This is a genomic window from Afipia sp. GAS231 (assembly GCF_900103365.1).
Classification (GTDB): Bacteria; Pseudomonadota; Alphaproteobacteria; order Rhizobiales; family Xanthobacteraceae; genus Bradyrhizobium.
In genome coordinates, this window is record NZ_LT629703.1 from 834,653 (window position 1) to 855,720 (window position 21,068).

The 21,068-nt window shown below is 61.4% G+C and carries 21 protein-coding genes and 1 pseudogene; 8 read left to right on the forward strand and 14 right to left on the reverse strand.

Going from position 1 to position 21,068, the window contains the following annotated elements; genetic code table 11:
* Window positions 1–114: 114 nt before the first annotated feature.
* From BLS26_RS03925 to BLS26_RS03940, 4 genes are read right to left on the reverse strand one after another with little or no spacing between them, the layout of a single operon-like run.
* Window positions 115–3,267 carry an efflux RND transporter permease subunit gene (locus tag BLS26_RS03925; protein ID WP_092508616.1) on the reverse strand — a complete coding sequence of 1,051 codons (3,153 nt, stop codon included), beginning with the start codon at window positions 3,265–3,267 and terminating at the stop codon, window positions 115–117.
* Entirely contained in the window at window positions 3,264–4,340 is a 1,077-nt protein-coding gene (locus tag BLS26_RS03930; RefSeq protein WP_092508618.1) for an efflux RND transporter periplasmic adaptor subunit, read from the reverse strand. Before BLS26_RS03930 ends, BLS26_RS03925 begins: the two co-directional genes overlap by 4 nt.
* Complete coding sequence (locus BLS26_RS03935; protein WP_092508620.1) at window positions 4,337–5,470, reverse strand: efflux RND transporter periplasmic adaptor subunit; 1,134 nt, start codon at window positions 5,468–5,470, stop codon at window positions 4,337–4,339. Before BLS26_RS03935 ends, BLS26_RS03930 begins: the two co-directional genes overlap by 4 nt.
* Window positions 5,467–6,282, reverse strand: a complete 816-nt coding sequence (locus BLS26_RS03940) for a sensor histidine kinase (RefSeq protein ID WP_244541830.1) — start codon at window positions 6,280–6,282, stop codon at window positions 5,467–5,469. The genes BLS26_RS03935 and BLS26_RS03940 overlap by 4 nt, the downstream gene beginning before the upstream one ends.
* A gap of 217 nt (window positions 6,283–6,499) precedes the next feature.
* On the opposite strand from BLS26_RS03940, the gene BLS26_RS03945 reads away from it, so the two are divergent.
* A complete protein-coding gene (locus tag BLS26_RS03945; RefSeq protein WP_092508624.1) occupies window positions 6,500–7,162 on the forward strand; it encodes a TetR/AcrR family transcriptional regulator in 663 nt (220 codons plus the stop codon).
* A gap of 15 nt (window positions 7,163–7,177) precedes the next feature.
* Here the strand turns inward: BLS26_RS03945 and BLS26_RS03950 are convergent, their stop codons facing one another.
* Genes BLS26_RS03950 through BLS26_RS03960 form a run of 3 tightly spaced genes read right to left on the reverse strand, consistent with a single transcriptional unit; the run spans window position 7,178 to window position 8,632 of the window.
* Window positions 7,178–7,831 carry a TetR/AcrR family transcriptional regulator gene (locus BLS26_RS03950; protein WP_092508626.1) on the reverse strand — a complete coding sequence of 218 codons (654 nt, stop codon included), beginning with the start codon at window positions 7,829–7,831 and terminating at the stop codon, window positions 7,178–7,180.
* An 11-nt stretch (window positions 7,832–7,842) separates the two neighbouring features.
* Window positions 7,843–8,280 (reverse strand): hypothetical protein, encoded by a 438-nt coding sequence (locus tag BLS26_RS03955; RefSeq protein WP_244541831.1) that lies wholly within the window; start codon window positions 8,278–8,280, stop codon window positions 7,843–7,845.
* 4 nt (window positions 8,281–8,284) lie between these two features.
* Window positions 8,285–8,632 carry a hypothetical protein gene (locus tag BLS26_RS03960; protein ID WP_244541832.1) on the reverse strand — a complete coding sequence of 116 codons (348 nt, stop codon included), beginning with the start codon at window positions 8,630–8,632 and terminating at the stop codon, window positions 8,285–8,287.
* Window positions 8,633–8,742: 110 nt separating this feature from the next.
* Here BLS26_RS03960 and BLS26_RS03965 point away from each other — a divergent pair, with 110 nt between their 5' ends.
* The 7 genes and pseudogenes from BLS26_RS03965 (at window position 8,743) to BLS26_RS35515 (ending at window position 12,563) form a co-directional block, all read left to right on the forward strand.
* A complete protein-coding gene (locus BLS26_RS03965; protein ID WP_092508628.1) occupies window positions 8,743–8,946 on the forward strand; it encodes a hypothetical protein in 204 nt (67 codons plus the stop codon).
* Complete coding sequence (locus tag BLS26_RS36215; protein ID WP_168212974.1) at window positions 8,943–9,080, forward strand: hypothetical protein; 138 nt, start codon at window positions 8,943–8,945, stop codon at window positions 9,078–9,080. The genes BLS26_RS03965 and BLS26_RS36215 overlap by 4 nt, the downstream gene beginning before the upstream one ends.
* An 89-nt stretch (window positions 9,081–9,169) precedes the next feature.
* On the forward strand, window positions 9,170–9,772 hold the full coding sequence (locus BLS26_RS03970) for a PepSY domain-containing protein (protein WP_092517586.1): 603 nt from the start codon (window positions 9,170–9,172) through the stop codon (window positions 9,770–9,772).
* A gap of 498 nt (window positions 9,773–10,270) precedes the next feature.
* Window positions 10,271–10,456, forward strand: a pseudogene (locus tag BLS26_RS37140) (DNA ligase); the annotation flags it as partial.
* Between the two features lie 305 nt (window positions 10,457–10,761).
* Window positions 10,762–11,193, forward strand: coding sequence for an EF-hand domain-containing protein (locus tag BLS26_RS36220; protein ID WP_172804537.1), 432 nt, complete (start codon window positions 10,762–10,764; stop codon window positions 11,191–11,193).
* Between the two features lie 201 nt (window positions 11,194–11,394).
* The gene (locus BLS26_RS03980) at window positions 11,395–12,102 is read left to right on the forward strand and encodes a DUF2927 domain-containing protein (RefSeq protein WP_244541833.1); all 708 of its coding nucleotides are present in this window, start codon (window positions 11,395–11,397) and stop codon (window positions 12,100–12,102) included.
* Between the two features lie 224 nt (window positions 12,103–12,326).
* Window positions 12,327–12,563: a hypothetical protein gene (locus BLS26_RS35515; RefSeq protein ID WP_157676286.1), complete on the forward strand. Its 237-nt coding sequence runs from the start codon at window positions 12,327–12,329 to the stop codon at window positions 12,561–12,563.
* Window positions 12,564–12,583: 20 nt separating this feature from the next.
* Here BLS26_RS35515 and BLS26_RS03985 read toward each other — a convergent pair whose 3' ends face one another.
* The 7 genes from BLS26_RS03985 to BLS26_RS04010 all read right to left on the reverse strand — a co-directional run bounded on the left by BLS26_RS03985 (window position 12,584) and on the right by BLS26_RS04010 (window position 21,005).
* A complete protein-coding gene (locus BLS26_RS03985; RefSeq protein WP_092508634.1) occupies window positions 12,584–13,345 on the reverse strand; it encodes an enoyl-CoA hydratase-related protein in 762 nt (253 codons plus the stop codon).
* Window positions 13,346–13,367: 22 nt separating this feature from the next.
* The gene (locus BLS26_RS03990) at window positions 13,368–13,631 is read right to left on the reverse strand and encodes a hypothetical protein (protein ID WP_244541834.1); all 264 of its coding nucleotides are present in this window, start codon (window positions 13,629–13,631) and stop codon (window positions 13,368–13,370) included.
* 19 nt (window positions 13,632–13,650) lie between these two features.
* Entirely contained in the window at window positions 13,651–15,012 is a 1,362-nt protein-coding gene (locus tag BLS26_RS03995; protein WP_092508636.1) for a TolC family outer membrane protein, read from the reverse strand.
* 81 nt (window positions 15,013–15,093) lie between these two features.
* Complete coding sequence (locus BLS26_RS04000; protein ID WP_092508638.1) at window positions 15,094–18,252, reverse strand: efflux RND transporter permease subunit; 3,159 nt, start codon at window positions 18,250–18,252, stop codon at window positions 15,094–15,096.
* A gap of 35 nt (window positions 18,253–18,287) precedes the next feature.
* Window positions 18,288–19,511: an efflux RND transporter periplasmic adaptor subunit gene (locus tag BLS26_RS04005; RefSeq protein ID WP_092508640.1), complete on the reverse strand. Its 1,224-nt coding sequence runs from the start codon at window positions 19,509–19,511 to the stop codon at window positions 18,288–18,290.
* 85 nt (window positions 19,512–19,596) lie between these two features.
* Window positions 19,597–19,995 carry a hypothetical protein gene (locus BLS26_RS35520; RefSeq protein WP_157676287.1) on the reverse strand — a complete coding sequence of 133 codons (399 nt, stop codon included), beginning with the start codon at window positions 19,993–19,995 and terminating at the stop codon, window positions 19,597–19,599.
* Between the two features lie 266 nt (window positions 19,996–20,261).
* A complete protein-coding gene (locus BLS26_RS04010; protein WP_157676288.1) occupies window positions 20,262–21,005 on the reverse strand; it encodes an outer membrane protein in 744 nt (247 codons plus the stop codon).
* Window positions 21,006–21,068 lie beyond the last annotated feature (63 nt).

Genomic DNA, 21,068 nt, shown 5'->3' on the forward strand with positions numbered 1-21,068 from the left:
CGCGGTGAGCTCGCATCACAGTGGTCTGAGCGGTGTGCCGAATACGACAGCGTATCAGGAGGCACGCGAAACAATCGTCCCGTGTTGTGAGTTTCGGGCCATGGTGTTTTCCTTCTAGAATTGCGTCTCGAGAACCGGCGCCGGCTCGTTCTGCGCGGATACTCGCTCCGACGACGGGGCGTGTTGCGTCAAGTCCATAACCTCAGCCATTGGCTGGCCATCGCCGTGATCGGGGTAGATCCGGAACCACGCCACATAGAGTGCCGGCAGGAACAACAGCGTCAGCAGCGTGCCGACGATGATGCCGCCCATCATCGCGTAGGCCATTGGCCCCCAGAAAATCTCACGCGCGATCGGAATCAGCGCGAGACTCGCGGCGGCCGCGGTCAGCAGGATCGGCCGCATGCGATGCTCGGTCGCTTCCACAACGGCATCCCAGGCCGGGCGTCCCTCCTTCCTCAAATCCTCGATCTGCACGATCAGGATCACCGAGTTTCGGACCAGGATGCCGATCAGCGCCAGCACGCCCAGGATGGCAACGAAACCGAGCGGTGCGCCGCTCGGCAGCAGAGCCATCACGACGCCGATCACGGCGAGCGGCGCGACCGCGAACACCAGGAACAGGCGGTGGAAGCTCTGCAGCTGAATCATCAAGACAGTGGCCATGACGAAGAGCATGAGCGGAACGACGGCCACGATCGGCGCCTGGCTCTTGGCGCTCTCCTCGACGGAGCCGCCGATCGCCACCGAATAACCCGCCGGCAGTTCTTTGCCGAACTCCGCCACCTTCGGCGCCAACTGATCCATGATTGTCTTCGGCTGGACGTTGGTGACGGTGCCAGCCTTCAGCGTGATCGTGGGAATCCGTGCGCGGCGCCAGATCGTCGGCTGTTCGATTTCGTAGCGCAGGTTGGCCACGGCGCCGAGCGGCACCGACTGCCCGCCGAGCCCGGTCAACTGCAGATCGCGCAGCGTGTCGATCGAGGCGCGCTCTGCCTTGGTGGCGCGTCCGGTGACATTGACCAGATAGATGCTGTCGCGAACCTGTGTGATCGGGCTGCCCTCGAGCACCGAATTCAGGGTCGTGGCGATGTCTTCCGAGGTCACGCCGAGCTGGCGCGCCTTGTCCTGGAGAACGTCGACCTTGACGACGCGCGAAGGCTCCATCCAGTCGAACACGACGTTGCCGAGATCGGGGTTGCTGCGGACGATGCCGGCGAGTTTCTGCGAGAGATCCCTGACCTTGGCTACGTCTGGTCCGCTGACGCGGTATTGCACGGGACGTCCCACCGGCGGACCGATCTCGAGCAACTTGACGTAGGTGTCGGTGCCCGGAAACGTCTTCCTCAGATATTCCTCAAATTGCGCCTTCACCAGGTCGCGCGCCTTGATACCACCCTTGGTCACAACCACTTGCTGGCCAAACCATGTATTGGCCGTCTGCACGTCGAATGACAGCACGAAACGCGGCGCGCCAATACCGACGTAAGACGACCATTGCTCCACCGAGCCATTGCCCTGCAGCTGTTCGCGCTCGAATCGCGCCATCTGCGCATTGGTGTCGGTAATCGAAGCGTTCTGCGGGAGATTCCAGTCGATCACCAGTTCGTCGCGGTCCGATGACGGAAAGAACTGCTGCTGCACGAAATTCATGCCGAACAACGCGACGAGGAAGGCTGCAACCGTCACGCCGACGGTGATCCAACGGCGATGCATGCAGACCAGCAGCAGGCGGCCGAACATCTGCGCCAGCCGGCCCTTCTCCCCATGGTGGCCCTTCATTTTTGCGGGCAGGATGGTGACGCCGAGCAGTGGGGTGAACAGCACCGCGACGATCCACGACACGATCAGGGAGACCGCAATCACCACGAACAGGGTGAAGGTAAATTCGCCGGCATTGCTGCTGTTCAGCCCAATCGGGATGAAGCCCGCGACGGTGACGAGCGTGCCCGTCAGCATGGGAAAAGCGGTCGACGTATAGACATGGGTCGCCGCCTTTTCGAGGGGATCGCCGACCTCCAGCCGGGCCACCATCATTTCGACGGCAATCATGGCGTCATCGACCAGAAGGCCGAGGGCGATGATCAATGCGCCAAGCGAAATTCTCTGCAATGAAATGCCGGCATAGGCCATCACCACGAAGGTGATGGCGAGAACCAGCGGGATCGCAATTGCGACGACAAGCCCGGCGCGCATGCCCAAGCTGAGAAAGCTGATGGCGAGAACAATAACCACGGCCTCGAACAGCGCTTCGGTGAATCCCGAGACGGCATGCTCGACGACGACAGGCTGATCGGCGACCAGATGAACGCCGACGCCGATCGGCAGGTCGGCAATGATCTTTGACATTTCCTCCTTCAGCGCCTCGCCGAAGTGAAGCAGGTTTGCGCCGGACTTCATGCCGATGGCAAGCCCGATCGCGGGCTCGCCGTTGTACCTGAACAAGGTCTTGGCCGGATCGGCATAACCGCGCGTGATGGTCGCGACGTCAGTCAGGGGAAAGAAGCGGTCGTTGATCCGGAGATTGACCGCGTTCAGGCTTGCCTCCGACGTGAACCGGCCGTTCACCCGCACGCTGATCCGCTCAAGCCCCTCCTGGAACACCCCGGACGGCGCGACCGCGTTTTGTCCCTGCAGGGAGGCCATGATCGAGTGGACGTCGAGGCCAAGGGCCGCGATCTTCCGGGTGGAGAATTCGAGATAAATCACTTCGTCCTGCGCGCCGAGAATGTCGACCTTGCCGACATCAGGCACGGTCAATACCTTGGCGCGGATAGCTTCGACCTCGTCGCGCAGCTGACGCTGCGTCAACCCGTCGCTGGTGAAGGCATAGATGTTACCGAATACGTCGCCGAAGCGATCGTTGAAGCCCGGCCCGATGACCCCTTGCGGGAATTCGCCCTTGATATCCGCGATCATGTTGCGGACGCGGACCCAGGTCGGCTTGACGTCGGCAGCCTTTGTGGTGTCTCGCAGATAGACGAATACGGTGGTCTGGCCCGCGACCGTCACGCTCTTGGTATAGTCGAGCGATTCGAGTTCCTCGAGCTTCTTTTCGATCCTGTCGGTGACCTGGCGCGTCATCTCTTCGGGCGATGCGCCCGGCCACTGCGCCTGGATCACCATGGTCTTGATGGTGAAGTCGGGATCTTCCTGACGGCCAAGCTGAAGGTAGGCGAAGAGGCCGGCCGCCATGAAGGCGAACATGAAATACCAGACGAGCGAACGATGCCGGAGCGCCCAGTCGGAAAGGTTGAACGACTTCATGGCTTCTGATCCTGTTCGATACGGACTTGTTGTCCTTGTTTGAGGCTGTGGATTCCGGCAGTCACGATGCGCGCGCCGGGATAAAGTCCATCGGTGACGCGGGCACCGTTGGGGTCTCCGGCGAGATCGACCTTGTGCAGCGACACGGTGCTCGCAGGCTGATCGACGACCCAGACGAAATTGGCGCCGTCCTTGGGGAGCACCGCTGAGGCGGGGACGCGCAATGTCGGGCGTTGCGCTTTGTCGAGCTTCGCCGTTACGGTCGTGCCCAAGCGGAAGCTTTCCGGGGGATTGTTCAGGGCGATGCGGACTCGCCGTAGCCGCGTCACGGGGTCTGCCTGCGGAGCGATCTCGCGCACCTTGCCTTCGACCTGAACGGCGGGGAGCAACTGCAAGCCGACTGTGAATGGCAAGTCAATTTCAAGCGGCACCGGGAAATCCTCCCCGATATCGACCACCGCCTCCCTGATGTCGGGCCTCGCAACTGTCACGACAGTTTGGCCAGGAGAGACCACCTGTCCGACTTCTGCGCCGACCGCGGTGACGACGCCGGCGAAATCGGCCTTGAGCTGGGCATAGCCCCGTTGCTCGATGGCCTTGATCAAGTTCGCCTGTGCGTGCGCCACCGACGCGGCGGCACCGGCCCGCGCCTGCTCGGCATTGTCGAGCGTCTGTTTGGTGGTGGCATCGGTTGTGATGAGGATTCGCTGCCGCTCCTCCGTCGCCGTTGCGGTCGCCAACTGCGCCTCGGCCTTGGTAAGCTCAGCCCTGGCCGAGCGGACCGCAAGCTCCAGCGCCGTGGGATCGATCACACCGACAGTTTGCCCCTTGCTGACGAGGTCACCGACCGAGACGGGACGCCCGGTCAGACGTCCCAAGACGCGGAACGCGAGATTGGTCTTGTACTGCGGCTCGACAATGCCCACGGCGACCATGCCGTCCGTGCGGCTCGGCTCAAGGACCATCGAGAGCACGGGCCGGACGGGCTCCGGCGCTTTCGCCCCCTGCTGACAGCCAGCCAGTGCTAGTGCCGACGCGAACGTGCCGGCTGCAATTATGGCGCGTCTCTTCATGACCGGTCTCCCTCATATGTCACGGCCTGGCCGACGCTCAGCAGCTTGCCGCCATCGATCACGACGCGCTCGCCAGCTTCGAGGCCGGCTTTGATCAGCACTTCGCGGGCTTCATAACCGCCGATCGTCACCGGCTTGAGCGCAGCCGTTTTGGTCGCCGGATCGACGGTCCAAACCGCGGGCTTCGATCCCGCCGCCGCCAATGCACTCCAGGGCAATGCGATTTGCTGCTGGGCTTTCGCCTTGACGGTTCCCGCAACGGCGCTTCCAAGCGTCATCGCTGCCGGCGGATCCTGGATCGCAATCTTGACCCGGATGGTCGCGCTCTTCGCATCGATCGCGGGCGAGACTTCCCTGACATGCCCGTTCGCCGTCACGCCTGCGTCGGACACAAGCGCCAACGATACGCGGCTGTCGTCGAGATCGCCAAAGAAGAGGGATTCGTAGACGTCGAAGACGGCATCCCGCTCACCGTCCTGCGCCAGCGAGAAAACCGGCTGCGCGGCCTGAACGACCTGACCGACTTCGAGATTGCGCGTGGTGACCACGCCGGCCGCTTCGGCGCGCAACGCGGTATGGCCGAGGGCGTCTTTCGACGTTCCGAGCGCAGCTTTTGCTGCCTCAAGCGCACCTTCTGCGGTTCGCAATCCTTCCTGCGCCTGATCGTAGACCGTCCGCGTGGTGAAACCGCTGGCGATCAGCGCCTTTTGCCGTTCGAAGGTCGCCCTGGCCACGCGCAACTGGGATTCTGCGGCTATGACCGCTGTGGTCGCGGCATCGACATCGGCCTGCTGCTCGGCCGGATCGAGCAGAGCCAGCACTTCGCCGGCCTCGACGTGAGCGCCGACATCGACATAGCGCGCGAGCACACGTCCGCTGACGCGGAACGAGAGATCTGTGCGAAACCGGGCCTGGATTTCGCCGGTCAGGGTGACGGAGGCTTGTCGGTCGCGCGGCTGCACGATCTCCGTATGCACGATCGCAGCGCGCGTGACGGGAGTAGCTGCATGGTCATCGCAGCCACTCAGCGCGATTGCGACAAGCGCGGCCGCCAGGCCACCGGCACCCCTCAGTTTGCGTTTGCGGGCCGCTTGATCGATTTCGGCGTGGTTCGCAGCATGATGTTTCATAGCAAGTCCATCCGGTTGGCGGGTGACAACAACTCGCCCAGCGCATCCGCCGCTGGACCGGCAGAGACCGGCTGCGCTCCGCGAGCCGGAATTGGATCCGGTCGTGTTGCATCGGATCGGCGGACACTCGGCCGGCGAGGCGACCGTATGATGCGACGCTTCGCCATCGCACCGTTCGCCGGCCGCTCACGCTCTGACAGCGGAAACGCGAGAACGACGGAGGTGAATTCATCGCCGGAACCGTGCTCGACGCGGCCGCCGAGGCCCCTGGCAAGATCCTTGCTGATCCGCAGTCCTCGTCCCGTGGCGCCCCATGCCGGCCGCGACCCGTTGTCCAGGACGACGCAATTCGCCACCGCCCCGATTCGTGTCAGCTTGACCCTGATTTCTCCGGTCCGCGCCTCGAAGCACGCATGCTTCGCGGCCTCGGTTACCAGTCCATGGACGATCAATCCGAGCCGCCGGCATCGCTCCGGTTCGAGTGGAAGCGATTCGGTTGCGACTGAAAGCCGGATATTCATCCGGTCCAGCAACGATCGGCGCAGGGCGGAGCCCATCATGCGGACATATATCGCCGCGTCGATCAGCGCCTTGCCCCTGGGCATTACGAGCGCCTGTTGCACATCGGCATAACCATGCAACAGTTCGACCACGTCGCTTAGGGCGTGCTTGGCCTCGGCCCCCTCGACCCGGACCGCCGCGGCCGCAACAAGGCTGATCGCCGAGGCGAGCCCGCTATTGATCCGGTGATTCAATTCGCGCAGCAGAAGGCCCTGCTCCACAATTGGCGAATCCGGGCTACACACAGTCACGACGATCTCCTCGGGTTGCCCGGATGGGTGGCCGGCCGAACCCGCATGTTGGCGGTCAGCCGGTTATCCGGATGAGCTGGCGCAGGCCGAGCAATCAAGGCCAGCCTGCGTCGAAGATAAATTAAACTATACCGTATATTTTCTTTTAATTGCATTTCTCTCCCGGGCGTGTCAAGTGGGATCTAGACGCGCACAAACTCGTGATTAGGAAACGGTGATGGCAAAGAACAAAAGCCCGAAACGCGGCAGACCGACCAAGGACCTGGCCGGCGACGTCCAGGCGCGGATTCTCGATGCTGCCCAGCAACTCTTCCTCGAAAAAGGTTTTCGGAGCGCCAGCATCGACGATATCTCCGCGTTGGCCCCGGCGAGTAAGCCGACCATCTATGCCCACTTCCCCGGCAAGGAGGCGTTGTTCGTGGCTGTGGTGGCCCGGACCATCAACGGATTGACCGATTTCGAGGGGTTCACGCCGGCAGGCCGCACCATCCAGGAAAAGCTCGCCAATCTCGGCATCGAGATCGTGGAGCGATTCGTCGAGGACACGCTGGACCTCACGCGTGCGACGATCGCCGAGGCGCGGCGATTTCCCGAGTTGAGCCGAAATGTTCACGACGCGGCGCGCGACCGCGCGGCTGGGGCCGTTTCGCAGCTCTTGAACGAGGCGACGCAGAGGGCCGCGCGCTCACCCAAAGGACCTTTCAGCGCAAAGCGGAGCGTAGCCACCGCGCAGATGTTCATGGATCTCATTCTGCTTCCGATGCTTATGAGATCTCTGATGGGCGAGGAACTAAAGGACCTCAGAAAGGAGTTGCCGACGTTCCTTCACGAACGGGTCAATTTCTTTCTCGCGGCTTGCGAGGCAGACTGGAGGCCGTAAATCAGCCACCGCTCGCTATCCTTGCGCCACGGCTTTGGGACGCAGGTCGGCGGCCAGATCGATCGACTGACCGCAGGGAGCATGACGCAGGGCGCCTGCGCAGAAATCCATCATCTGGTCAAACGTGGGTCTAACGGTCGCTGTGTTGATCCGCGACGGACCGAGATATCCATCCATTGCTTCAAGCAGACAACAGGTCATCGCCGTCGGGCTTCCCGGTCGAAGCTCGCCACTCGCCTGCCCCGCAGCGATGATCGCGCGCACCGTGTCCCGGATCCGGTCTGCGTAAGACAGCGCGACCGCCCAGTTCTCATGTACCGCCGCAACGACCAGTTCGTGTCGCTTGCTGTCGTTCGCGAGCCGGTTTTCTTGCAGCTGCGAGATGACTTTTAAGGTCGCTTTGAGACGGTGCAGCGCCAGCCGCCCGCTGCAAGAGGCAAGCGTTGCCGCTACGGACATCTCCTCGAACAGCTCCGCCACCACCGCCTCTTCGATCGCCTGCTTCGAAGGGAAGAAGCGGTAGACATTGGCGGGCGACATCGACGCTGCGCGGGCGATATCGGCGACAGTCGTCTTCCTGAAGCCGATCTCGCGGTGCAATCGGATCGCTGTTTGTACGATCCGCCGACGAATGCACGGCGATCCGGCTTGGCGTATCCGCTTCTGCATCGCTTGGGGCCTCAGCAAGATGGGGTCGAATGCAATTCGGACCGGCAGGCTTCCCCGAAACCGCGCAAGGGATCCATTTCCTCCATGAACTCAGGGAGATCGACCAATTCGCGGTTGGGCGACAGGTAGGTTTCGATGATCAGGCGACCTGCCCGCTCCGCGGCCAGAACCACTTGATCGCTGGACAGGATTCTCATCCGCCCGATCAGCGCATACAGATTGACCAGTTGCGGAATCTCGGATTTGTCGCTGACGAGTGCGTCGGCGTAGACTCGGGAAGCTTCCTCGATGAAGCTTCGATAGAGCCGCTCGCGCTTGGAAATCGACCGGGCATAGTGACGCTGGTGAAGCCTGCGGCGCCGGGTCACCCATCCGGTCACGATCGTGGAGATCGCTCCGAAGGCCGAGCCTCCGAACGCGGCGAAAGCGGGAGCATACATCGTGTTCATGTGATCAGTCCTCATCTCTTGCGACCCGGCCGACCCGGGGCGATCCCATGGTCCTGACCGAAGCAGTGGGCGCAGCGCGCTCGAAGACGGCGCGGCAGGCATCGCCGAGTTCTGACTGTCTTTGCCTGAGACAGGCTTCCACGCTCGTGGCGTCGGGGATGTAGCTCGCGCACAGCCGGAAGGCGTCGGGCGCGCATGCGGCCCTCTGCTCGGCAGTGCCGCGGTTCTCCTCCGCAAGGACCGTCCCGTTGGCGAACAAGGCCGCCAGCACGACGACCAATCTGTACTTGAACATATCGAATCCTTTCTCCGGCTGACGCACCAGCGTTCCGAATGGGACGTGCGGCGTCATGCTCCGATATCCCTCCGGCCGAACCGGCGTCTGTGAGCCCTCGCCCTTGACACATTCCCGGACGAAGGTTTATATGAACTATACGGTTTAGTTTACTTTGGAGCTCTGAAATGTCAACCCTGTTGTTGTTCGCAAGTGAAAATCCATGGCCGGGGCTTGCCGTCGCATCCGCGAACCTGGTGGTGGCGCTGTTCCTCGTGAGCCTGAGCGTGCTGCTGGCCATCGCGATTTCTTTGCTCGCTTGGCTGCACGCGCTAGTCGACCCGGAGGCGATGCCGATCGGATGGCGAGTCGAGCTGAGGGCCACCCCATGACCCCGGCCCTTCTTTTCAGTCGCGATTGCATCATCTATTCGGTCAACGTGTGGCTCCTGCCCGTCGAATGTGTCTTCAACATCATCGAGGCGGAGCTGGCGCGCAGAGGCGTCCAGCTTTACCCGCCCGAATAGCGCACGGTGCGCGCCAGCGGATGGCGCATTGCCCACACATCAATAACTCCACCGGTCAGTTTTTGGCCGAGAGCTACCGGATGCACCTCATGTCCAAGAAGAAATTGTTAGCCACTATCGTTTGGTCCGCCACCCTTGCTGCTACGGGCGCGATGGCCGACGTCACCCATGCACCGTTGGACGCCGCAAATCGGGGCGTAGCTGCGCAGCGCGATGACGAGGAGTTAGCCATTCATCGCGTGCTCGAGCAATTTCGCGCGATAAAAATACCGCTCAGCACGGCGGTGGCGATCGCCGAACGTTTGCATGACGGTTCAAGGACCACGGACGTTAGCTTTGAGATATCTGGTCCGGCCAGTTATCGCGTGCGGACGGTAGGAAATGAGCGAATCTGGGAAAATGTCATAGATGCGGATACCGGAAGCGTCACGGAAAAGGAAATTTCATCATCGCTGAGGGAGCTCGACCGCGAGGATCTGAGCAACATCGTTGCCCTGAAGTCCGTCAAGCAGGAACTGTCGGACGCCGTACGCATCGCCGAGAAAGCTGCAACAGGAAGCGCTGTTGCCGGAGGGCTGGTGAAGCAGGACGGCAAACTCAACTTCGTCGTCGTCATCGCCAGCGATGATCGCTTAAAGGAAGTCATGCTCGAACCGCCCAGAGCCGGTAAGCAAGGCGCAACTCCCCGCTAGGCGACGCAGGTCTGAACCGATGAACCAGATCGCTGTTACCGCGACCCGATGTTTTGGAGATCACAAGCCCGACGGCGAACATCGGCAGCTTCGCCACGCCGATCACGGGTCAGCTTATCGCGGACGTTTATCGTGAATGAGAGCCACTTCAAGTAGTGTCTGAAAACACTCGCGAACTTGCGTCAGCCTTCAGCCGCGACATGTCAAAATTGTCAGAATGGCGCCAGGACGGAAATTAAAATCCCTGGCTAAGTCATTGAAAGCGCTTTTGGAGCGGGTGAAGGGAATCGAACCCTCGTATTCAGCTTGGAAGGGTGTCGAATAATCAAGGCTTTCAATGGCCATTCGGACAAACCGCTCCAAAAGCCGGAGTTGAATCTTCTCTGGGATTTGGTTTTGTCCGAACCGTCCACCAGCGCTGATTGTTGCCCCCGTGGGGCTGGAACGAATCACCGCGCTTTCGTTTGAATCTCGGTTCCGTGGCTTGGAGTTGGCTGTGCCGGCAGGGTCGACCACGGGTTCGACAAGACGATTGCTGCCGTGCCGCGCCGAAGGCTGACGCCGCCGATCCGTAAAACCCAGCCCAAGCGGATCGTGCACAAGGCCCTCTGGGGTCGAGCCCGAGCTGACGGCCGAGATCGACCATGAAAGGTCGGTCATCCTTTTTTCGAGGGTCGTCAGTAGCTGGACCATGATGCAGCTCGTCGCGTCATCGATCTCTACGAGGTCGTGATCGAATGCGGTCGAGACCAGCACCAGTCCACCGAACACGAACGCGCCAAGCGTCGCATCAATGTTCCAATGTGCGGCACGACCGATCTCCAAGGCTATGTTGTTGCTATTTAAATCGTCGCCAATTGCTATCGATTTCCTATGGCGTCCTCGCACAATCATCCGCTTTCCGTTGGAACGACCTCACCGCGGGTCCGGAACAGGAGAGCGATTTGTCGTGCAGAAAACGGGTTTACGGGATCGCTCTCGCAGCGGCGTTGATTCTTTCTGCTAAGGATCCCGCCCTTGCCCAATCCGCGCCACCGCAGGAGCAGGACGGCCTGCTCAAGAACGGCCCGCCGACCTGGGACGCCAACCGCGACGGCGTCTACACCTGCGAGGAATGGAAGAGTTTTGCCGACCGGCTTTTTACGTCGGCAGACCGCAACCGCGACGGAAAGCTCGACCCTGCCGAGTTCGCCACCGTTCAGAAGGCCGACGCCACGCTGGCAGACGCGGACTTCGGCTATTTCGACGAAAACCAGGATGGCAAGATCACGCGCAAAGAGTTCGTCGACAAGCCGAACGCGTTCATTCTGCGGTTCGACAGGAACAGCGACTGTCGTGTCACCGGCGATGAAATCAGGGCTGCGGCCGCGCCGAAAGGACCGCAGGGTCCGGCGGAACGACCGCGCGACAGGTTTCACTGAAAAATGGGAAACTGCGCTGACGCTAACCGCATCGCAATCGCCCTCGCCGCGATCGCGATAACACTTGCCGGAATCGGTAGCAGTCCTGCGAATGCGGAAAATCCAGATATCAGCAGCCGGCGCGCCGCCGAGCACCGCGACTTCAGCGATGACGAGATCAAGGACGGGTTTTTCAAGATCGCCCTGAACGCCGAATTGCAGTTGGGCAAGCCGGCGCAGCGCGTGCGAAAGTTCGACGAGCCGATCAGGATATTCGTGGTCAGCCGAGGGTTGCCGGACCGCCGTCCGGAACTCGCCGCGATCATCGCCGACATTCGCGCTCACGTGAACTATCTTGACGTAGCGGTCACGAACGACCGCCAGGCGGCCAATTTCTTCGTGATGCTCGTCGCCGACCATGACATCAACCGGACGATTCGCGCGCGATACGGAAACGGCGCGGCGGCGCGAATCCAGCAATCGCTCAATCCGCAATGTCTTTCAGGCATCGGCAAGGACAAGCACTATCGGATCCGCCGGGCCGAGGTGATCCTCCCGGTCGATGCCGGTGAATTCACCTTCTACGATTGCGCGTATGAGGAATTACTGCAGGCGCTGGGCGCCATCAATGACGACCGCTCAGTCCCCTGGACCATGTTCAACGACGACGTCCAGATGGGCTTCTTCGACGTTTATGACCAGCATCTGCTCAATATTCTGTACGACCCGCGCGTTCGCGCTGGCATGACCAAAGAAGAAGTTAACGGCATCCTGCCCGAAGTCCTGCCGAGCGTTCGCGCGTGGGTGACCAACGCCAATCCGCCACGCCACGCGGACAAGAGCGACGCACCAAGTCACGCAGTCGTCGCCGTCGGCGCAGGACTTCGGTCAACGAACGCACAGAGCAGCGGCAGAACCGGGGCGAACTAGCGATAGGCACGCCCGGGCGACGCAGTTCTCGCCGACGAGGAATATTCCGTGATCCCGACGTCGGGCCTGCGCACCTGTCGAACGGTCTGCGACTGAGACACAGAAGCCACTTGGCTCGAATGGCCGTATTTCGATGGTGCGCTGGCTGATGCCCCGGCCTCAGCGTGGGTGGATACCAGCAAAGCCGCGCCAAGGACCGCCAATGATACCGTGATGGTTGCTCTATGCATTCCAGCCTCCATTTGGTTCGAGACAACTCAAACGGAACAGGCCTTGATCTCGGTTTTAGACGTTTCCTATCGACGACTCTGTCCGCCGTCTTGTTGTCCCTGCCGATGAAGCTGATCCCCTTTTTCAAGAAGGGCAAGAATCAATCGTCCGATGCTCGAAAGATCAGCAAGCAGGAGCAGCGGCGAAAAATATGGCAGGAGACCTTCGGCGAGCATGCCGCAATGCGGTAAACACCTTGGTCAGCCCGCGATCATTTCTTCTTCCGCAAGAAAAATTTCTGGAACGCGGCAATGGCTTCCGGCGAGCGCATCCGCTCGCCGAAGAAATGATCTTCCTGGCCGATGCGACGGACCAGATCCTCGGTCGGCAATTTTAACAGCTTGCGCGAGATTGCGACTGCATCCGCCGGCAGCGCGCAAATCTCGCGCGCCACCTTCCGGGCCTCGACGACGGCATGGCCGGGCGAGACGATCGTGTTGACCAGGCCGGCTTGCCGGGCGTCTTCGGCGGTCATCGGCCGTCCCATGATCAGCATGGAGAAGGCGCGCTGATGGCCCACCATCTGCGGCACCAACAGACTGGTAGCTCCGTCCGGAACCAGGCCATACTGGATAAAGGGCGATGAGAACGTCGTTGTCGTGCTCGCGATCACGTAGTCGCAGTGGAACACCATGGTGGTGCCGATGCCGATGGCGATGCCATCGACGGCGGCGATGATCGGCTTCTTGTTGTTCACCAGCGACTGCAGAAAGATGACGGCGTTTCTTGGCCGTCCAGCGTCGTGTTCTGCCGTCGCGGCCTGGAGAAAATCTCCAATGTCATTGCCGGCCGTGAAGACCCCCGAACGGCCGGTCAGGATGAGGCACCGGATCGCGGGATTGGATTGGGCGTTGTCGATCGCGTCGCTCATCGCAAGGTACATCTCCTGCGTCAGCGTGTTCTTCTTCTCCGGACGCCGCATCGTGATGGTGCGGGTCGCGTCCTCGTCATCGACAATGATATGTTCGCTCATGGCGTCCCTCGAATTGTCGGCCTCAGTTCGATTTCCTTGTGCTCGTTCCTGAATCAGCCGGGCGTGCGATGCCCCACGGATCGTATTTCACGTCAGGGACAGGTATGCGGTCGAGCGCCGCTTTGTAAGCCTTTTCGTCCACCGGCGGATGCTTTTCGACGGGAGGCGTTGATGGCCCGCCGACTTTTCTGTTCTGGATGCTCTGGGGATACGCCGGAATCGCAAGCCCTGAAATAAGGATCGCGGCCACGGCGAGCGCTGCCATTGCCTTGGTTCGCCCGATCATGGGTTGCACCTCGTTATGATCATTGCCCGGACGGCGTACGAACGCCGTGCCACGCATCCCGTACCTGGTGGTAATGAACCTCCGGCAAATAATCCGCCGTGTTGAGATTGAGGGTGTGCACGTCAAGTCGCCCGACGGCGCTAAGCAGCGTGTAGGAGGCGATCACCCGATCGCGCTGAGCCAGAATTAGCCTGGACCGGGCCGCGGTCAGATCCTGCTGCGCGTTGAGGACGTCGATCGTTGTGCGTTGTCCGCCTGCCGCCTCACGCCGGACTCCCTGCAGCGCGATATCGGCCGCGCGCACTTCGGACTGCACCGCCGTAAGGGCGATCTTGGTACCCTCGTTGGATACCCAGGCGCTGACTACCGCCGTTTTCGCCTGGTTTCTGACCTGCTCCAGCACCAAGCGGCTCTGCGACGCGACTTCCTTGGCCTGCCGGGTCTGCGAAGCCGCCGTACCGCCGTCGTATATGGGAATGTTCATCTGGCCGAGGATCGAGGCCTGGTCGGTGCCGAAGGTGCCGAGCGTCTGGTCCGATTGCTTGGAACGGCTGGCACTGGCCTGTACGGCGATCGTCGGCAGCAGGCTGCTTTCCGCGACCTTGATCGTGGTCGTGGCGACGTCGACATCGAAGCCGGCGCCGAGCACCGCGGGATGTTCGTGGTTGGCGGTCTCGCTCGCAGCCGCCAGCGCCGGTGGCGACAGTCGATCGACCGGCGCCGCCGGAACCAACTGCATCGGTGCTTCACCAATCACCTGGGTATAGGTCGCCTTGCTGATGGCCAGCACGACTTCCGCTGCGTTCAGATCGGCCAGTCCCCGGCTCAATCGGGCCTCGGCCTGCGCCGTGTCGGTTGGCGTGACGTCACCGGCGTCGAGGCGCTTTTTGGTCGTTGCCTGAATCTCGCGCAGCACGGCGACGTTGGTGCGTTGCGCCTCGACCAGCGCCTCGTTGGCGAGCACGTTCATATAGGCCGTCACCGCGTCCAACAACACGCCCTGGCCGGTATTCCGCAGCGCCTCGCGCCCGGACTGCACCTGAAACTCCGCAACGCGAACGCTGTTGGCGGTCTTGAAGCCGTTGAACAGGACCTGCGAGACCGTGACGCCGATCGTCCATGGACGCAGCGTGTCGCTCTGCATCGTATTGTCAGGCAGCAAGTTACGAACCGCCTGCAGCCCGGCGCTCAGGCTGGCCACGATCTGCGGCCGGTAACCCGCCAGCGCCTGCGGCACATTCTCGTCGGTGCCGCGTTGCCGGGCCCGGTCCGCGTTGAGCTGCGGATTGGACTGGTAAGCCTTCACCAAGGCCTCCGGCAGGCTTTCGGCGGCACAGGAAGCGACCGCAGCCCCGTAGGTGAGCGCTACAAGGCAAAGCATCGGCCCGGCGAACCGGAGCCCCCGCCTCTGTAACACCGATGCGCGTTCGGACGCGACCTTACTCACCACTCACCTCAACCATCATTCCGCAGGCGCCAGATGGCCTTCACCGGCCAGGCCCGGCCGTGTTCGACGCGAGAACATCGAAATCAACGCCGGCAATGTGATGAGAATGACGACAGGCGCCAGCATCATGCCGGCCACCACCACGACCGCCAGCGGCTTCTGAACCTGCGACCCAATCCCGGACGATACCGCCGCCGGCAGCAAGCCAATGCCCGCAACGACGCATGTCATCAGCACGGGCCGCAACTGCAGCTCGCCAGTGCGCAGAATTGCCCTGCCGCGCTCCATGCCCTCGTCGATCAACTGGTTGTACTGCGAAATGATGATGATGCCGTCCATGACAGAGATGCCGAACAGCGCGATGAACCCGATGGCCGCGGATACGCTGAAGGGAATGCCGGTCAGCAACAGTCCAAGGATCCCGCCGAATACCGCCATCGGGATCACGCTCATGGTGAGAATGGTGTCCACGACGGACCCGAAGTTGAACCAGATCAACATCGCGATCAGCACCAGGCTGATCGGCACCACGATTGACAGTCGCTTGATGGCATCCTGCAGATTGCCGAACTCGCCGACCCATTCGATCCGCGAGCCCGCGGGCAGCTTCACGTTGGCTGTGACCTTTTCCTGTGCTTCCTGGATGGCACTGCCGAGATCGCGTTCGCGCACCGAGAATTTGATCGGGAGATAGCGTTCCTGCTGTTCGCGGTAGATATAGGCCGCGCCCGACACCAGCTTGATCGTCGCCACCTCGCTGAGCGGAACTTGCGTAACGCCGTTTGGCCCCTGCGCGCCGATCCGCAAGTTCTGGATGGCTTCAGCGCTTTTACGGTACTGCGGCGCGAGGCGCACGATAATAGGGAAATGGCGATCGCTCCCAGGCTCGTAGAGGTCGCCGGCGCTGTCACCTCCGATCGCCGTCTTGATCGTTGTGTTGATATCGCCCGGCGACAGGCCATACCGGGCCGCCCGCGCCCGGTCGATGTCAATCTGGATTGTTGGCTGACCGAGCGAGGTGAACACCGCGAGGTCGGTAATCCCCTGTACCGTCGCCAATTGCGCCTTGATCTTGTTGGCAGTCTCGGTGAGCGCCTCCAGATCGTTGCCGTACAGCTTGATCGAGTTTTCTCCCTTCACGCCCGAAACGGCTTCCGAGACGTTGTCCTGGAGGTATTGCGAGAAGTTGAACTCGACGCCGGGAAACTTGTCCTGCAAACGGCCAAGCAGCTTGCTTGTCAGTTGGTCCTTGTCTTCCCCGTCAGGCCATTGCTTGGCGGGCTTCAGCGGTGCAAAAAACTCTGCATTGAAAAAACCTGCGGCGTCGGTGCCATCGTCGGGACGGCCATGCTGCGAAACGACCGCCTCCACCTCGGGCAATTCGGCGATGATCCTGCGCATCTCGTTAACGTAGGAATTGCCTTCCTGAAGCGAGATCGTCGGCGGCAGTGTTGCCCGGATCCAGAGATTGCCTTCCTCGAGCTTCGGCAGGAATTCGAGACCCAGCATACGTACCGCAACGATAGTCATCACGACCAGCGCTGCCCCACCCGCCAGCACGATCCGGCGGTGGGCGAGCGAGCGTCCCAGCACCGGCATGTAGATGCGGTGCAGAAACCGCATGATCAGGGTTTCGGTCTCCTCGACATGCGCGGGCAGAATGATGGCGCTCAGCGCCGGCGTGACCGTGAACGTCGCCAATAGACCACCCGCCAGCGCATAAGCGTAGGTGCGGGCCATTGGGCCGAAGATATTGCCTTCGACGCCGCTCAAGGTGAATAGCGGCAGGAACGCGGCGATGATGATGGCGGCGGCAAAGAAGATCGACCGCGAGACGTCGACCGCGGCACTCAGGATCGCGTGCTCCTTCATCGCCATGACGGTCTTGGCCGAGATCGCGGCCTGCTCGCTGTCCGAGAGCTTGTTGGTATGCGACAGCCGCCGGAATATCGCCTCGACCATGATGACGGTAGCGTCGACGATCAAGCCGAAGTCGATCGCACCGACCGACAGCAGATTGGCGGACTCCCCTCGCAAGACGAGGATGCCAACTGCGAAAAACAGCGCGAACGGAATCGTCGCGCCGACAATGAGAGCGCTACGCAGGTCACCGAGGAACAGCCACTGCAAGAACACAATCAGCGCGATACCGACCACCATATTCTCAAGCACGGTGTGTGTGGTGGTTTCGATCAGGTCCTTTCGGTCGTAGATCCGCTCGATCCGGACCCCGGGCGGAAGAATGGTGGAATTGTTGATGCTGGCAACGAGAGCTTCGACACGGGAGATCGTCGGCGAACTCTGCTCACCTCGTCGCATCAGCACGATACCCTGAACGATATCGTCGTCCTGGTTTTCGCCGGCAATTCCAAGCCGCGGTTGCTCACCCACGCTGACAGTCGCGACATCCCGAACCAGAACCGGCGTTCCATTGGGCGACGTGACCATGGTGTTGGCAAGGTTATCTATTGAACGGATCAGCCCGACGCCGCGCACGACCGCGGATTGCGCGCCTATATTGACGGTGTTGCCGCCGACGTTGACGTTGGCGTTATTCACGGCTTGCAGCAATTGCGGCAACGTCAGACCGTTGGCGACCAGCTTGTTAAAATCAACCTGAAGCTCGTAGGTCTTCGTCTTGCCGCCCCAGCCGGTGACGTCGATAACCCCGGGCACAACCTTGAAACGGCGTTGCAGGATCCAGTCCTGTACCGTCTTGAGGTCGAGCACCGAATAGTTCGGCGGCCCCACCAGCCGATAGCGGTAAATTTCGCCGATCGGACTTAAGGGAGAAATCTGCGGCTGAGCATTGTTCGGCAGCGGCGCCAGTTGCGACAGCCGATTCAACACCTGCTGCAGCGCCTGATCGTACGTATAGTCAAACGAGAACTGCAGCTTGACGTCGGACAGCCCGTAGAGCGAAATCGTCCGGATCACTTTCATGTTCTTGATGCCGGCAACCTGGGTTTCCAGCGGAATCGTGATGTAGCGCTCGATTTCCTCGGCCGAGAGGCCCGGGCTCTGGGTCACGATGTCGACCATCGGTGGCGTCGGGTCGGGATAGGCTTCGATGTTCAACTGCTGGAACGCAACGAGCCCGCCGATGATCACGGCGGCGAACAACCCGACCATCAGGAACCGGCGGTTGACAGCAAGGGCGACGAGACGGTCCATTCGATCCGGTTTTCGCGAGAGAAACGTTTAGTCGATTAGCTGCCGGAGGCCGCCCGATCGATGAACAGGCTGCCCCTGGTGACGATCTTTTCTCCGGCCTTAAGATTGGCCCGCACCTCGACCAGGTCGCCGTTGATCAGTCCAGTTTCGATTTGGCGGAGCTCAATCGACTTGTCGTCATGCGCCACCCACAGGCGCACACGATCGCCTTCGTAGATCAGCGCCTGTTTCGGGACGCCGACCGAGGGATGATCTCCGCCGGCATAGATCGTCACGTTGGCGAACATCTCCGGCTTGAACAGGCCGTCCTTGTTGTCGATGGTTGCCCGCACCAGCAACCGGCGGGTCGCGGGGTCGATGGCGGCGGCGACATAATCGACGCGAGCCTTGAATTGGCTGCCAGGCAGAGCGAGCAACGAGAACAGGATGTCCTGACCGACAGCCACGCCTGACGCTTCGGACTCCCGCACGAACGCGGTCAACCACACCGTGGAGAGATCGCCGACGATGAAGACGGGGTCGGTCGCTCCGCTGCTGATGAACTGGCCCGGTCCGACCTTACGCTGTATCACCGTGCCGCCGATCGGCGAGTAGATCGGCGTGTCGGCGCTCATCTGCCGCGTCTGCTGAAATGCGGAGATCTGGTCTTCCGAACGGCCGAGAATTCGCAACCGGTTATGCGTGGCCTCCAGCGCCGTTTCGGCCGAGCGCAGGTCATTCTGCGCGGCCGTCAGATCGGCCTGCGACTGCTGCCAGTCCTTCAGCGGCACCGCCTTGCCGGCATAGAGGTCGTTGGCCCGCTTCTCGACGATCTGCGCCAGATTGAGCTTGGACCGCGCCGTGTTCAGGGCGCCCAACGCCGCAACGAAGTCATTCAGTCCCTGGACAGTATCGGTGGCCTCGATGACGAACAGCGGCTGCCCGCGCTCGACCATGTCGCTCGGCTTGACCAACAGCTTCGTCACGCGGCCGGCATAGGGCGAAAAGATCGGCGTCGAGCTTTCCTCGTTGACCGCGATCTTGCCTTCCGTGATTCGTTCGGCACGAAACGCCTGCTCCGATACCGGTTGGATCGTCAGGCTCGCCCACTCCGCTGCGGTCGGAACATAACGAGGCAGCTCCACTTTTGCAGGGTGCGCCGCCTCAGTCGACTTGGCGTGCGGTACAAACGTCCGCACAGCAACAACGACAGCGCCGCCGAGCAGTGCCGTCGTCGTGAGGACAATAGCCAGCCGTCGCAAATTCCAATTTGCAATCATACTCATATTGGAAGCGCGCACATTGACTTAAGCGACCTCTCTCGCGTTGGTAATACATCCCGGTCAGCTTCCGGCTTTCTCGTTTTCAACTCGGCCCGCGCCACATCGGGGATTTCGGACCGCCGTAGTAGCGCATCGGTCCAAGCGACGCCGGTTGCCGCAAAACAAACTGCACCGGCCTTCCGGAAACAGTTCCATGGCCTCCGGACGCCTGGCTTTCGGCCGAGCCGCGCCACATCGGAGATTTCGGACCACCGTAGTAACGCATCGGCTCAAGTCGGGTTGGCCGCTGAGTCACGAGCTGTACGGGCTTTCCGGATACTCTTTCGTGGCCGCCGGCTGCATAGCTGTGAGCATGCCCGCGGGCGTGCCAATGACGCTTGCCCGTCTTCGCGACAGCATCACCATTGACCCCGATCGCCAGAATCAAGCCGACCAGGACCGCGAACCCCATCCGTGCAATGCTGCTGATCTTGCTTGTCACCGTGAACTCCGAAGGAAACCTGCTTGCACCTATTGGCCTGACCACATCGGAGATTTCGGCCCCCCGTAATATCGCAGCGCGCCGCTGCCGTCGGGTCGCTCGGATTGCGTGGCTCCGAGATTAACGGCGCATCCTGCCGCTACACTGCATAGCGCCGCAACGGCAAGCGCGCGCCCGATCGTTTGCACCAAGACCGAAGTTATCATCGCCGCCCCTCTCCTGAAGAGCGCAGCATTTCCGCTACGCTCGTTCACTCACACGAACCGTCAGAACTTCGCGACGACCGGACCCCCGAATTTGAAATCCAGGCCGACAGTGATGACCGAGTAGGTATTGTCGACGGTGTACGGTAGCTGTCCGTTGAGCGGTGCCGACCGGACATACCTGCCGAAATCGTAGTAGCGGTATTCGAACTTTCCGATCAGGTTGTCGGTAACGGCATAGGCGATACCTCCGCCCGCGGCCAAGCCGCTCCTGTGCGTGCTGAACTGATCGATGCCGAGCACAGGATCGGTGTTGATGTGCTGAAAGTTGCCGTAGGCCCAGCCGCCGGTGAAGAACAGCAGCAAGCGATCGACCGCAATGCCGCCGCGCGCCCGAAGCGTCGCACCATTCCGAAGGCTGGTTGCGTCCCATGAGCCAATCGGAAGAGTTCCGGCGTTGAACTGCGTGCGATCGCTGCCCTTGATGCCGGACCAGAAACCATCGCCTTCGACGCCGACCACGATGTTGCCGCTCTGCACATTGTAGCCGGCCTCGCCACCGGCGATGGCCCCCGTCGAGTCGTAGTTGATCGTGAAGTTGGCAAAGCCGGCGGGCCCCAGTGCGTTGTTGAGATTGTGGTTGCCGAAGCCGCCGCCACCAAACACGCCGATATAGAAGCCGGACCAGTCATACATTGGCGAAACCGCTGCCGGCGCCTTGATATAAGGCGACAGATCGGCGCCGAGCGCCGGCGACATCAAGCCCAGCACACCAAGCGAGACGGTGGTGAAAAGAATTCGTTTCATTGTTAGCCCCTGTCGAATTGTTCTGATCAAACGCCTGGCGACACGAGTCGCCGCGACCTTTCC

Bases quoted from the DNA above. Each gene is read 5' to 3' on its own strand.
- BLS26_RS03925 (WP_092508616.1), bottom strand. From the start codon at position 3,267: ATGAAGTCGTTCAACCTTTCCGACTGGGCGCTCCGGCATCGTTCGCTC.
- BLS26_RS03930 (WP_092508618.1), bottom strand. From the start codon at position 4,340: ATGAAGAGACGCGCCATAATTGCAGCCGGCACGTTCGCGTCGGCACTA.
- BLS26_RS03935 (WP_092508620.1), bottom strand. From the start codon at position 5,470: ATGAAACATCATGCTGCGAACCACGCCGAAATCGATCAAGCGGCCCGC.
- BLS26_RS03945 (WP_092508624.1), top strand. From the start codon at position 6,500: ATGGCAAAGAACAAAAGCCCGAAACGCGGCAGACCGACCAAGGACCTG.
- BLS26_RS03950 (WP_092508626.1), bottom strand. From the start codon at position 7,831: ATGCAGAAGCGGATACGCCAAGCCGGATCGCCGTGCATTCGTCGGCGG.
- BLS26_RS03955 (WP_244541831.1), bottom strand. From the start codon at position 8,280: ATGAACACGATGTATGCTCCCGCTTTCGCCGCGTTCGGAGGCTCGGCC.
- BLS26_RS03960 (WP_244541832.1), bottom strand. From the start codon at position 8,632: ATGACGCCGCACGTCCCATTCGGAACGCTGGTGCGTCAGCCGGAGAAA.
- BLS26_RS03965 (WP_092508628.1), top strand. From the start codon at position 8,743: ATGTCAACCCTGTTGTTGTTCGCAAGTGAAAATCCATGGCCGGGGCTT.
- BLS26_RS36215 (WP_168212974.1), top strand. From the start codon at position 8,943: ATGACCCCGGCCCTTCTTTTCAGTCGCGATTGCATCATCTATTCGGTC.
- BLS26_RS03970 (WP_092517586.1), top strand. From the start codon at position 9,170: ATGTCCAAGAAGAAATTGTTAGCCACTATCGTTTGGTCCGCCACCCTT.
- BLS26_RS35515 (WP_157676286.1), top strand. From the start codon at position 12,327: ATGCATTCCAGCCTCCATTTGGTTCGAGACAACTCAAACGGAACAGGC.
- BLS26_RS03985 (WP_092508634.1), bottom strand. From the start codon at position 13,345: ATGAGCGAACATATCATTGTCGATGACGAGGACGCGACCCGCACCATC.
- BLS26_RS03990 (WP_244541834.1), bottom strand. From the start codon at position 13,631: ATGATCGGGCGAACCAAGGCAATGGCAGCGCTCGCCGTGGCCGCGATC.
- BLS26_RS03995 (WP_092508636.1), bottom strand. From the start codon at position 15,012: ATGCTTTGCCTTGTAGCGCTCACCTACGGGGCTGCGGTCGCTTCCTGT.
- BLS26_RS04000 (WP_092508638.1), bottom strand. From the start codon at position 18,252: ATGGACCGTCTCGTCGCCCTTGCTGTCAACCGCCGGTTCCTGATGGTC.
- BLS26_RS04005 (WP_092508640.1), bottom strand. From the start codon at position 19,511: ATGATTGCAAATTGGAATTTGCGACGGCTGGCTATTGTCCTCACGACG.
- BLS26_RS04010 (WP_157676288.1), bottom strand. From the start codon at position 21,005: ATGAAACGAATTCTTTTCACCACCGTCTCGCTTGGTGTGCTGGGCTTG.